Consider the following 12,292-nt stretch of genomic DNA (forward strand, 5'->3'; position numbering starts at 1 on the left):
CTTACCAACAGGTTTCCGGCCGAAAGCTGCCCTAGTCGCGGTGGAAGAAATTGTAGACCGTCTCGGCCATGGCCTGCGAAATGCCGTCCACCGCCATCAGGTCGGGCAGGGCCGCGCGCGACACCGCCTTGGCGCTGCCGAAATGCGCCAGAAGCGCGCGCTTGCGCGTGGCGCCCACGCCGGGAATTTCATCCAGCGGCGTTGCCGCCACCGCCCTGGACCGCTTGGCCCGGTGCGCGCCATTGGCCCAGCGGTGCGCCTCGTCGCGCAGGCGCTGCACGAAATACAGCACCGGGTCGTTGCGTTGCAGCGCAAAGGCCGCCTCGCCGGGGCGGTGGAATTCCTCTTTCCCGGCGTCGCGGTCAATGCCCTTGGCCACGCCGACCACGGGAATGTCCTCCACCCCCAGGGCGGACAGGATTTCCATCACCGCCGAAACCTGCCCCTGCCCGCCGTCGATCAGCAAGAGGTCGGGCCAGGTGTCGCCCCGGCGGTCGGGGTCTTCCTTCAGCAGCCGCTCGAAGCGGCGGGTCAGCACTTCGCGCATCATGCCAAAGTCATCGCTGTTCGCGCCCGCCTCCGACCGGATGTTGAACTTGCGATACTGCGATTTGACAAAGCCTTCCGGCCCGGAAACGATCATGCCGCCCACGGCATCGGCGCCCTGGATATGGGCGTTGTCGTAAACTTCAATCCGCTGCGGCGGGCCGTCCAGATCGAAGGCCTCGGCCAGACCCTGCAACAGCTTCATCTGCGTGCTGGATTCCGACATCCGCCGCGCCAGGCTTTCGCGGGCGTTGCGGGTGGCGTTCTCCACCAGCTCGGCCTTTTCGCCGCGCAGGGGCACCGCCAGTTCAACCTTGCGCCCCGCCCGGTCAGACAGCGCCTGCGCCACCAGATCGGGGTTTTCAACGCCATGCGACAGCAGGATCAGCCGGGGCGGGTCCTTGTCGTCGTAGAACTGCGTCAGGAAGGCCTCAAGGATTTCCGGCTCTTCCGCGCCCGACCCGGTTTTCGGATAGAAATCCCGGTTGCCCCAGCTTTGATGCGCCCGGATGAAGAACACCTGCACGCAGGCCTGACCATGGTCCAGATGCAGCGCCACCACATCCGCCTCGGCCACGCCGCGCGGGTTGATGCCCTGCGCCGACTGCACCGCCGTCAGCGCACGGATGCGGTCGCGCAGCGCGGCGGCGCGCTCGAACTCCATCGCCTCGCTGGCCTCGGCCATCGCCTTTGCCAGATCGGCCTGCACCGTGGTGGACTTGCCTTGCAGGAACCGCTCGGCATCGGCCACCAGCCCGGCATAGGCCACCTCGTTCACCTTGCCCACGCAAGGCGCCGCACAGCGCTTGATCTGGAATTGCAGGCAGGGCCGGCTGCGCCCGGCGAACATGCTGTCGCTGCAATTGCGCAGCAGAAACACCTTCTGCAACTGGTTCAGTGTGCGGTTCACCGCCCCCGCGCTGGCGAAGGGGCCGAAATAGCTGCCCTTCTCCTTCTTCGCGCCCCGGTGCTTCTTCAACTGCGGGAACGGGTGTTCCTTGCCGATCAGGATGTTCGGGAAGCTCTTGTCGTCCCGCATCAGCACGTTATAGCGCGGCTTGAGCTGCTTGATCAGGTTCTGTTCCAGCAGCAGCGCCTCAACCTCGGTGCGCGTGGTCAGGAACATCATCGACGCCGTTTCGTCGATCATCCGCGCGATCCGCGCCGAATGGCCCGAAGGCCGGGCATAGTTCGACACCCGCGCCTTCAGATTGCGCGCCTTGCCGACATACAGCACCTCGGATGCGGCATTCAGCATACGATAGACCCCGGGCGAGGCGTCCAGCGTTCGCAGGTAATCCTGAATCACCTCATGCCCGGTGCGGGGGGCGTCGGTCATGCGAATTGTCCGGTTTCCAAGTCATCGATTCTTCGGGGGTGCTGCACTGAACCACGCCCCCGGGCAAGAGGAAAGCTGTCCACGGTTTCTGTGGATAACTGCGGGGAGAAGATTTCGCCCCGGGCCGGAATCCCCTGATTTCAGGGCCCTTGCAACGACTTGCACAAAAAACAGGCAGACTGGCAACCCGTTGTTTATAAAGGAAAGAAAATTCCACGTCTGACAAATACCTGAGATTCCAGCAGTTTTTGTAACGTGTCTGTGAAATGCGTGTTCGAAGTGGACAACTTCCCTCGGGTCACTCGACGCCCAGCACATCCGGGGTCTTCCAGGCCAGGTGCTGCCCCCCGTCCACGGCGATCATCTGCCCGGTCACGGCAGGCGCATCCAGGAAAAATCCAAGCGCGGCAACAATATCGCCCTCGTTCGCACCGCGGTTGAGGATGGTCGCCGCGCGCTGCCGCGAAAAGTGTTCCTCGCTTTGCCGCCCGCCGCGCAGCGTGGGGCCCGGGCCAATGGCATTGACGCGGATCTGCGGCGCCAGCCCCTGCGCCGCGCTTTGCGTCAGCGCCCACAATCCCATCTTGGCGATGGTATAGGTCGAGAACTCGGGCGTGGGCTTCCAGACCCGCTGGTCGATCATGTTCACCACCAGCCCCTGCGCCAGCGGTTCGCCCGCCGCATCCGGCACGGCCGGCGGGCACTGGCGGGCAAAGTGCTGGATCAGCACATAGGGCGCGCGCAGGTTCGATTCGATATGCCGGTCCCAACTGGTGCGGGTCGCGGTGTCGATCCGGTCGTATTCAAAGATCGAGGCATTGTTCACCAGCACCGTCAGCGGCCCCAGCGCGGCGGATGCGCGTTCGACCAGCGTCTCGACCTGCGCCTCGTCCAGAAGGTCGGCCTGCAGCGTGACGGCGCGGCGCCCCAGGGCGCGGATCTCTTCCGCCACCGCCTCGGCCTCGGGGCCCGAACCGGCGTAATGCACGGCCACGTCATGGCCGCGCCGGGCCAGATACAGCGCCATCGCGCGCCCCAGCCGGCGCCCGGCCCCGGTGACCAGCGCCGTCATTTGCGCCTCCGGCAGTCGCAGGTGCCGCGCCCGATCCTGGGGCGGCCGCAATCGGGGCAGAACGCCCCCTTCCGGCGGCCCAGCCCGGGCAGGCTGTTGGGGAACAGCAGCTTGCCGACCATGCCCACCAGAGCCATGGCCAGCAGAAAGATCAGGATGGTCTTCACCAGCATGTCACAGCCCGTATCCCGACCACAGCGCCCGCTCTTCCACCGCCGCCATTGCCGTATCGGCGGCGGCCAGCCCGAAGCGCTGCGCCAGGCTGCGCTTCTGCGTCAGCGGCACCAGCCGCACCTTTTCGCCGTAAAGCTCCATCAGCTTGGGCTTCAGATGCGCCAGCCCGTCCACCAGCCCCAGCCCCACCGCCGCCTGCCCGACCCAGATGTCGGCATTGAACAGGTCCGCCGCCGGGTCCAGCCGCGCGCCGCGGCGGGCCTTCACATGGGCGATGAAATTCTCGTGCAGCGGCGACAGCAGCGCCCGGATGCGGGCCACGTCCTCATCCGTCTGCGGCTTGAACGGATCGGCAAAGCTCTTTGACCGCCCGGCGGTGTGAACGCGCCGCTCCACCCCCTGCCGCTGCATCAGCTCATGGAGGCCGAAGCCCGAGAAGATGACGCCGATCGAGCCGACGATGGAACTGGCATCCACCCAGATGTCATCCGCCGCACAGGCCAGCCAATAGCCGCCCGAGGCCGCGATATCCTCGACGAAGGCATGGACGGGCACCTTCTTCTCGTCCGCCAGCCGGCGGATGCGCGCCGCGATCAGGCTGGATTGCGCCGCCGATCCGCCGGGCGAGTTGATCACCAGCGCCACGGCGGCGGGCTTGCCGCGGGTGAAGGCGCGTTCGATCAGCGGCGCAAGGGCCGCATCGTTCAGCGCCCGCCCGCCCGAGCCGATGGTGCCCTGCAGGCGAATGACGGGCACGGTGGCGGGTTTGGGCAGAAAGGGGATGAGATGGCGCATGTCGCAGAGGTAGGCGCTTCCCCGCCCCCCGACAAGGGAAACCCTGCGCGCTGCCCCCCCGCTTTCGCCGCTTGCCGTGGCCGGGCGGGCGCGGCACCTTGGCGCCCATGATCGACAAGCTGGAAATGTTCATCGCCCTTGCCCGCGAACGCCACTTCGGCCGCGCGGCCGAAGCCTGCGGCGTGACGCAACCCTCGCTCTCCTCGGCCATCCGCCAGCTTGAGGATCAGCTTGGCGTGCAGCTTGTGTTCCGCGGCCGCAGTTTTCAGGGCCTGACGCCGGAAGGCCAGCGCGTGCTGGACCGCGCGCTGCGCATCGTGGGCGACACCCGCGCGCTGAAGGATGAGATGCGCAGCCTGAAGACCGGCCTTACCGGCAACCTGCGGCTGGGGGTCATTCCCACCGCCCTGCCCATGGTGGCCGACCTGACCCGCCCCTTCCTGACCCGCCACCCCGGCCTGCGGGTGCAGATCCTGTCGCGCACCAGCACCGAAATCCTGGCCGGGCTGGACAGTCTCGATCTGGATGCCGGCATCACCTATCTGGACAACGAACCGCTGGGCCGCGTCAGCCGCGTGCCCCTTTACACGGAATTCTACCGTTTCCTCTGCGCCCCCGGCAGCCCGCTGGCCGCCCGCGAGCGCGTCACCTGGGCCGAGGCCGCAGGCGAACCGCTGTGCCTGCTGACCGGCGACATGCAGAACCGTCGCATCGTCAACCAGCATCTGGCGGAGGCGGGCGTGCGCGCCGCGCCAACCATCGAATCGAATTCGACCATCGCGCTGGTGTCACATGTGATGACCGGCGCCTGGTCCAGCGTGGTGCCGATGCGGCTGGCCACCCTGTTCGCGGCCGGCGGCCAGTTGCGCGTGATCCCGCTGGTTGACCCCGAAGCGGAACATCTTGTCGGCCTGATCGCGCCGAAGCGCGACCCGCAAACCCCCATGCTGGCGGCGCTGATCGACGCCGCCGAACGGCTGGGCGCCCGGCCGGGGCGGCCCTGACCGGACCGCCGCCGCGTCAGCCCTGTTCTGACTGGCGCACATGGCGCCAGCGCTGCGGATCGGTGCTGCGGGCAATCTTCAGATAGGTGAAGACCCCGGTGAACAACCCCGCCGCGGCCAGCAGCAGCGCCACCGTCACATGGCCGGTGTTTTCCACCCCGGCGGTCAGCGCCAGATAGCCGAAGGCCCAGAAGCCCGACCAGCTTATCACGCAGACTGTGGCGATCATCTTGTTCATCCCGTCTCCTCCCGTCTGCCCGGATTAGAGGCGCCTCCTCCGGCTTTTCCCTTGAAGTCTAATGCAAGATTTCCCCCTGTCGCGACAATTCGTCGCTGCGGCGGCATCGCTGCATTGCAGCGTGACGCAGGGTCCGAACACGCCTCGCTGCGGCTGGACGCCGCCTTGGCCGGGCAGTAAGGAGTGCGGCGAAATCAGACCGATGCGAAGGGGGACGCATGACACATCTCTGGATCAGGGCAGAACAACGCCCGAACGAAGAGCGCGTGGGGCTGCTGCCTGAAGGCGTTTCGGCGCTGATCGCGGCAGGAATCCGCGTCTCGGTCGAGGAATCCTCTGTCCGTGCCATCCCCATCGACGGCTACCGCACCGCCGGGGCCGAGATCGTTCCCGAAAATTCCTGGCCCGATGCCCCGCGCGACGCCATCATCTTCGGTCTCAAGGAACTGCCGGAAGACGGCACCCCGCTGCCGCACCGCCACATCATGTTCGGCCATGCCTTCAAGGGCCAGCCCGCCGGGCAGGAACTGCTGCGCCGCTTCGCCGCCGGCGGGGGCGCGCTGTATGATCTGGAATATCTGGTCGATGAAACCGGCCGCCGCGTGGCCGCCTTCGGCTACTGGGCGGGCTTTGCCGGCGCCGCCGTCAGCCTGCAATGCTGGGCCGCCCAGCAGCGCGGCGGCATCTGCCCGCCGATCTCGAAGGTGCCCTCGCGCGCGGCCCTGCTGGCGGCGCTGGAAGAAGACCTGAAGGGTCTGGAACGCCCCCGCGCGCTGATCATCGGCGCGTCCGGGCGCGTCGGCACCGGGGCCGCCGACCTGTGCGAAGCCATGGGCGTTGCCACCACGCTTTGGGGCCGGGCCGAAACCGCCAGCGGCGGGCCGTTCCCGCAGGTGTTGCAGCATGAAATCTTCCTCAACTGCATCCTGGCGCGTCCCGGCTGCCCGGTCTTCGTGCCGGCCAGCGCCAAGGCCGACCCCGCCCGCAAGATGACGGTGATCGGCGACATCGCCTGCGATCCCAGCTCGGAGTTCTCGCCGATCAAGGTCTATGACCGCATCACCGACTGGCAGGCGCCCGCGCTGCGTGTCCATGACACCCCGCCGCTGGACGTGACCGCCATCGACAACCTGCCCTCGCTGATGCCGGTGGAATCGTCGCAGGACTATGCGGCCCAGCTTCTGCCCTCGCTCCTGACGCTGACAGACCTGTCCGCCGGTGTCTGGGGCCGCGCCCGGGCCGAGTTCGACCGCCGCAGCGCCCTGCTGTAAGCCACGCCCCGCAAGCCCCCGCCCGGAGGCTTGCGCCAATTCCTGCCCCGTTTGCCGGGGCAAATCTGGGAGAACGACGATGATGATCCACTGGTGCGGAACCGGCCTGTCCTCGGGGCCCGGCCTGCGGCGCCTGATCGAGGCGGGCCATCCTGTTGCGGTCTGGAACCGCTATCTTGACCAGGCGCAGGATCTGGTCGGCGACATCACCACCGACATCCGTCTCTATTCGCTGGAAGCCCTGGCCGCCGCGCTGCAACCCGGCGACGTGGCCGTGTCGATGCTGCCCGCCGACCATCACGTCGGCATCGCCCGGATCTGTCTGGAAAAGGGCGCGAACTTCGTCTCCTCCAGCTACATCTCGCCCGAGATGCGCGCCCTGGACCCCGCCTTCCGCGAAAAGGGTCTGGTCAGCCAGAACGAAAGCGGCCTTGATCCGGGGCTTGATCACCTGATGGCGCATGACCTTGTGGCCCGCTACCGCGCGTCGAAGGTCTGTCACCCCGACAACGAGCTGTCCTTCCTGTCCTATTGTGGCGGGATTCCCCGGATTCCCAACCCCTTCCGCTACAAGTTCAGTTGGGCCCCCGCCGGCGTGCTCAAGGCGCTGCGGTCGCCCTCGCGCAGCCTGAGGAACTTTGCCGAACTGCGGGTGAACCGCCCGTGGGACGCGATCACCGACTATACCGCGCCCCTGCCGCAGCCCGAGGCGTTTGAAGTCTATCCGAACCGCGACAGCTATCCCTTCATCGAGGATTACCACTTCGACCCGGCCTGGAAGCTGCGCGATTTCGTGCGCGGCACCATCCGCCTGAAAGGCTGGGCCGAGGCCTGGGACGGCATCTTCCGCACCGTCGAAGGTCTGGAGGGCCGCCCCGATGCCGAAATCGACGCCCGCCTGAACGAGATGGCCGAAGACCTGCTCAAGGAAAACAGCTACGCGCCGGGCGAACCCGACCGGGTGGTGCTGTTCGTCTCGCTCAAGGCCGAACGCGACGGGCGGCCCGTGTTCCATGAAACCTGGGCGATGGATGCCTGGGGCGATGCGCGCGGCAGCGCCATGAGCCGGATGGTCTCGGTCCCGGTGTCGATGGCGGTCGAGGCGGTGATGAACCGCGAAATCCCCGCCGGCGTCCATTCCGCGCCGCGCGATCCGAAACTGGTGCTGCGCTGGCTCGACCAGACGCGGCAGATGGCCCAGTATCTGGAACGGGTTGACCATCTGGTCTGACGGCTGCGTCAACAGCGCGGGGGTGCGGCGCGTGACAGCGCCCCCGCTTGACGGTAAGGTTCCGGCTGCGATCCGGGGATAACCCGGACAGGGTTTGACAGGCATCTGGGCGCATGGGCAGGGAAGGCACAGCAGAACGCCGGGCCGGGCTGGCCAACCGCATTGCCGTCTGGCGTGCGGGCCGCGTCGCTGCGGCCACCGGCTTCGTCTCGCAGCCCGAACCGCGCTCGATGGGGCTTTACGCCCGTGGCAAGCAACTGGTGTCGGGCAACATCCTGTTCGCCGGCCACCTGGTCGAAGCGCCCGGCGCCCTGTTGTGGGACATTCCCGCCCCCGATGCCGCCTTTGCCGCCGAAGCGCAGGGTTTTGCCTGGCTGGACGATCTGGTCGCCGTCGGCACGCCCGAGGCGCGGCGCATCGCCCAGGGCTGGACCCGCGGCTGGATTGACCGCTTCGGCAACGGCAGCGGCCCCGGCTGGTCGCCCGAACTGACCGGGAGGCGGGTGATCCGGCTTCTGCATCACGCGATCTTCCTGCTGCACGGGCAGGACAAGCCCGCCAGCGATGCGCTGCTCACCAGCCTGGCCCGGCAGACCGCCTTCCTGGCCCGCCGCGCCGGGGCCGCCAGCCCCGGCCTGCCCCGGTTCGAGGCGCTGACCGGCCTTCTCTGCGCCAGCCTCGCCCTGATCGGGATGGAAGATCACGTTGCCCCGGCCACCTCGGCCCTGGTGCGCGACTGCACGCGCGAGATCGACGCCGCCGGCGGCATCCCCACCCGCAACCCCGAGGAACTGCTGGAAGTCCTGACGCTGCTGACCTGGGCCGCCCGCGCCCTGGCCGAGGCCGACCGCGACATCCCGCCCGAACTGGGCCAGGCCATCGACCGCATCGCCCCCTGCCTGCGCACGCTGCGCCATGCCGATGGCGGGCTGGCGCGGTTCCACGGCGGCGGCGGCGGGGTGGACGGGCGGCTGGATCAGGCGCTGGCGGCTTCGGCCATGCTGAAACCGCCCGGCCATCTGGCGCAGGCCATGGGCTTCATCCGGCTTTCCGCCGGCCGCACCAGCCTGATCCTTGATGCCGCCGACCCGCCTTCGGGCGCGGCCAGCGCCACCGCCCATGCCTCGACCGCCGCCTTCGAACTGACCTCGGGCCGCCGCCCGCTGATCGTGTCCTGCGGATCGGGCCTGTCCTTCGGGCCAGACTGGCGGCTTGCGGGGCGGGCCACGCAATCCCATTCCGCGCTGGCCATCTCCGGCTATTCCTCGTCGCGCTTCGGCACGTCGAAACAGCCCGGCGCCCTGGGCGACAGCGCCCGCGTCACCGCGCTGAACACCTGGGCCGACAGCGGCGCCGAGGTCTATGTGGCCCATGACGGCTGGTCGGCCACCCATGGCCTGACCGCCGGGCGCCGGCTTTCGCTCAGCACCAACGGGCGCCTGCTGACCGGAACCGACACGCTGACCGCCACCACCCCGGCGGAAATCGCCCGGTTCCAGGATCTGCTCACCCGGTCAAAGCTGGACGGCATCGCCTTCACCATCCGCTTCCACCTGCACCCCGATGTCGATGCCACGCTTGACATGGGCGGCACCGCCGTCTCGATGCAGCTCCGCTCGGGCGAGATCTGGGTGCTGCGCCACGATGGCCGCGCGCATCTGTCGCTTGATCCGTCGGTCTATCTGGAAACCGGCCGCCTGCGGCCCCGCCCCGCCTGGGCCATCGTGCTGACGGGCCGGGCACGCGAAAATGAAACGCGCATCGGCTGGACCTTGGCGAAGGCACAGGATACTCCCACCGGCATCCGCGACATTGGCCGGGAAGACCCGGTCTCTCTCTGACAGGCACCGGAGACCCCATGACAGCCCCCGTCCGCATCACCCGCGCCCTGATCTCGGTTTCCGACAAGACCGGCCTTCTGGACCTGGCCCGCGCCCTGCACGGGCATGGGGTGGAACTTCTGTCCACCGGCGGCACCTCGGCCCTGCTGCGCGAGGCGGGCCTTCCGGTGAAGGATGTCAGCGACGTGACCGGCTTTCCCGAGATGATGGATGGCCGGGTCAAGACGCTGCACCCCAAGGTGCATGGCGGCCTTCTGGCGCTGCGCGACAACCCCGCCCATCTGGCCGCCATGGCCAAGCACGGCATCGGCCCGATCGACCTGCTGGTGGTGAACCTTTACCCGTTCGAGGCGACGGTGGCCAAGGGCGCCGATTACGACACCTGCATTGAAAACATCGACATCGGCGGCCCCGCGATGATCCGCGCCGCGGCCAAGAACCACGCCTTCGTCGCCGTGGTCACCGACCCCGCCGATTACGCCCCCCTGCTGGCCGAACTGGCCGAACAGGATGGCACCACGCTGGCCTTCCGGCAGAAGCTGGCGCTCACCGCCTATGCCCGCACCGCCGCCTATGACACCGCCGTTTCCACCTGGATGGCCGGCGCCATCGGCGAAACCGCGCCGCGCTATCGCAGCTTTGCCGGCAAGCTGGCGCAGACCCTGCGCTATGGCGAAAACCCCCACCAGTCCGCCGCCTTCTACACCGATGGCTCGGGCCGCCCCGGCGTGGCCACCGCGAAACAGTGGCAGGGCAAGGAACTGTCCTACAACAACATCAACGACACCGACGCCGCCTTCGAACTGGTGGCGGAATTCGCAGGCCAAGGCCCGGCCTGCGCCATCATCAAGCACGCCAACCCCTGCGGCGTGGGCAAGGCCGCCAGCCTGCGCGATGCCTATCTGCGCGCCTGGCAGTGCGACCAGACCTCGGCCTTCGGCGGCATCGTCGCGCTGAACCAGCCGCTTGACGCCGCCACCGCCGAGGAAATCGTCAAGATCTTCACCGAAGTCGTCATCGCCCCCGGCGCCAGCGACGAGGCGAAGGCGATCTTCGCGGCCAAGAAGAACCTGCGCCTGCTGACCACCGAAACCCTGCCCGACCCGACGCGCGGCGTGCTGGCCTTCCGGCAGGTCGCCGGCGGCTTTCTGGTGCAGGATTCGGACGTGGACAGCGTCACCCCCGGCGATCTGCGGGTCGTCACCCGCCGCACCCCTTCGGCGCAGGAACTGGAAGACCTGTTCTTCGCCTGGAAGGTGGCCAAGCACGTCAAGTCGAACGCCATCGTCTATGTCAAGGACGGCGCCACCGTCGGCGTCGGCGCCGGCCAGATGAGCCGCGTCGATTCCACCATGATCGCCGCCCGCAAGGCCGGCGAGATGGGCACCGCGCTTGGCCTGCCCGAAACCCCGGCCAAGGGCTGCGTCGCAGCGTCGGATGCCTTCTTCCCCTTCCCCGATGGAATCGAGGTGCTCGCCTCGGTCGGGGCGACGGCGGTGATCCAGCCCGGCGGCAGCATGAACGACAGCGCGGTGATCGAGGCGGCAGACCGGCTGGGTCTGGCCATGGTCTTCACCGGCCAGCGCCATTTCCGGCACTGACACCATGCGGATCGCCACGCTTTCCGCCCTTGTGACCTTTGGCCTGGATCAGGCCAGCAAGCTGGGCGTGCTTTACGGCCTGCGGCTGGCCGAACGGGGCGAGGTGGACGTGTTCCCGCCCTACCTCGTGTTCCGCATGGCCTGGAACCGGGGCATCAACTTCGGCCTGTTTTCGGGCCATACCGACCTGACCCGCTGGGTGCTGATCACCATCGCGCTGGCCATCGCGGCCTGGGTCTGGGTCTGGGTCCGCCGCGACCGGCCCTCGCGCATCGTGCAGATCTCGGCCGGGCTGCTGATCGGCGGCGCGCTTGGCAATGTGGTGGACCGGCTGGCCTATGGCGCGGTGGCAGACTTCCTGAACATGTCCTGCTGCGGCTTCGAGAATCCCTATGCCTTCAACGTGGCCGACATCGCGATCTTCGCCGGTGCGGCCGGTCTGGCGCTTTTTGCCGGGCAATCAACCGGGCAAAAACCGCCAAAGCGCGGGAAACCCGACCGAAAGACCCCGTGACGGGGCAAATCCTTTGGGTTAAGACGGACGGCAAGACGAAGGTGGAGGCCGGAATGCAGGCAAGGACGGTTCGGCTCAGCGTCATCGCGACGATGGCGGCGCTTGCGCTGGCCGGTTGCGGCGACCAGGGCGACCCCAAGCTGATGAACATCCGGACCAAGGGCCCGGATGAATTCGCCATTATCCCGCCGAAGCCGCTGGAAATGCCCGAAAGCCTGAACGACCTGCCGGCGCCCACGCCGGGCGGATCGAACCGCAGCGACCAGCGCCCGCTGGATGATGCGGTGGTCGCCCTTGGCGGCCGGCCGGGCGCCAGCACCGGCATCCCGGCGGCGGATGGATCGCTCTTTGCCCATGCCAGCCGCTTCGGGCTGGATGGCGCGATCCGCCAGACGCTGGCCGCCGAAGATCTGGAATGGCGGCGCAAGCACAACGGCCTGGTGCTTGAGCGGCTTCTGAACGTGAACGTCTACTACAAGGCCTATCGCAAGATGTCGCTGGACCAGCACGCCGAACTGGCACGCTGGCGCAAGGCGGGCGCGCGCACGCCTTCGGCCCCGCCGCCCAAAGACGGCGAATAACCGGCGGTCACATCCGCGACAGTGCCGGCCGGCGCGGCTTGACCGCCCGGCCCGCCCCTTGCACCCTGCCCCCGGACCAACCGAG

The 12,292-nt window shown here is 68.1% G+C and carries 12 protein-coding genes; 7 read left to right on the plus strand and 5 right to left on the minus strand.

The genetic code is table 11. The features are described 5' to 3' along the window. Positions 1-31 precede the first annotated feature (31 nt). From uvrC to B6K69_RS08800, 4 genes are all read right to left on the minus strand, one after another. Positions 32-1,885 carry an excinuclease ABC subunit UvrC gene (uvrC, locus tag B6K69_RS08790; protein ID WP_107673260.1) on the minus strand — a complete coding sequence of 618 codons (1,854 nt, stop codon included), beginning with the start codon at positions 1,883-1,885 and terminating at the stop codon, positions 32-34. A gap of 298 nt (positions 1,886-2,183) precedes the next feature. Then, positions 2,184-2,957 carry an SDR family oxidoreductase gene (locus B6K69_RS08795; RefSeq protein WP_108643507.1) on the minus strand — a complete coding sequence of 258 codons (774 nt, stop codon included), beginning with the start codon at positions 2,955-2,957 and terminating at the stop codon, positions 2,184-2,186. After that, entirely contained in the window at positions 2,954-3,130 is a 177-nt protein-coding gene (locus tag B6K69_RS18165) for a hypothetical protein (protein WP_164681917.1), read from the minus strand. The genes B6K69_RS08795 and B6K69_RS18165 overlap by 4 nt, the downstream gene beginning before the upstream one ends. Before the next feature lies 1 nt (position 3,131). Continuing rightward, a complete protein-coding gene (locus B6K69_RS08800; RefSeq protein ID WP_108643508.1) occupies positions 3,132-3,926 on the minus strand; it encodes a S49 family peptidase in 795 nt (264 codons plus the stop codon). Between the two features lie 107 nt (positions 3,927-4,033). Between B6K69_RS08800 and B6K69_RS08805 the strand changes: the two genes are divergently transcribed. Continuing rightward, positions 4,034-4,930, plus strand: a complete 897-nt coding sequence (locus B6K69_RS08805) for a LysR family transcriptional regulator (RefSeq protein WP_107673257.1) — start codon at positions 4,034-4,036, stop codon at positions 4,928-4,930. A gap of 16 nt (positions 4,931-4,946) precedes the next feature. Here the strand turns inward: B6K69_RS08805 and B6K69_RS08810 are convergent, their stop codons facing one another. Continuing rightward, positions 4,947-5,168 carry a hypothetical protein gene (locus tag B6K69_RS08810; protein ID WP_108643509.1) on the minus strand — a complete coding sequence of 74 codons (222 nt, stop codon included), beginning with the start codon at positions 5,166-5,168 and terminating at the stop codon, positions 4,947-4,949. Between the two features lie 218 nt (positions 5,169-5,386). Here B6K69_RS08810 and B6K69_RS08815 point away from each other — a divergent pair, with 218 nt between their 5' ends. The 6 genes from B6K69_RS08815 to B6K69_RS08840 all read left to right on the plus strand — a co-directional run bounded on the left by B6K69_RS08815 (position 5,387) and on the right by B6K69_RS08840 (position 12,207). Next, complete coding sequence (locus tag B6K69_RS08815) at positions 5,387-6,439, plus strand: saccharopine dehydrogenase (RefSeq protein ID WP_108643510.1); 1,053 nt, start codon at positions 5,387-5,389, stop codon at positions 6,437-6,439. 79 nt (positions 6,440-6,518) lie between these two features. After that, positions 6,519-7,670: a saccharopine dehydrogenase C-terminal domain-containing protein gene (locus B6K69_RS08820; RefSeq protein WP_108643511.1), complete on the plus strand. Its 1,152-nt coding sequence runs from the start codon at positions 6,519-6,521 to the stop codon at positions 7,668-7,670. A 113-nt stretch (positions 7,671-7,783) separates the two neighbouring features. Continuing rightward, entirely contained in the window at positions 7,784-9,511 is a 1,728-nt protein-coding gene (locus tag B6K69_RS08825) for a heparinase II/III family protein (protein ID WP_108643512.1), read from the plus strand. Positions 9,512-9,528: 17 nt separating this feature from the next. Next, positions 9,529-11,112 carry a bifunctional phosphoribosylaminoimidazolecarboxamide formyltransferase/IMP cyclohydrolase gene (purH, locus tag B6K69_RS08830; protein ID WP_107673253.1) on the plus strand — a complete coding sequence of 528 codons (1,584 nt, stop codon included), beginning with the start codon at positions 9,529-9,531 and terminating at the stop codon, positions 11,110-11,112. Positions 11,113-11,116: 4 nt separating this feature from the next. After that, a complete protein-coding gene (lspA, locus tag B6K69_RS08835; RefSeq protein WP_108643513.1) occupies positions 11,117-11,626 on the plus strand; it encodes a signal peptidase II in 510 nt (169 codons plus the stop codon). A 53-nt stretch (positions 11,627-11,679) separates the two neighbouring features. Next, positions 11,680-12,207 carry a DUF3035 domain-containing protein gene (locus tag B6K69_RS08840; RefSeq protein WP_107673251.1) on the plus strand — a complete coding sequence of 176 codons (528 nt, stop codon included), beginning with the start codon at positions 11,680-11,682 and terminating at the stop codon, positions 12,205-12,207. Positions 12,208-12,292 lie beyond the last annotated feature (85 nt).

It is taken from the genome of Pseudogemmobacter blasticus, from assembly GCF_003071405.1.
GTDB lineage: Bacteria > Pseudomonadota > Alphaproteobacteria > Rhodobacterales > Rhodobacteraceae > Pseudogemmobacter > Pseudogemmobacter blasticus.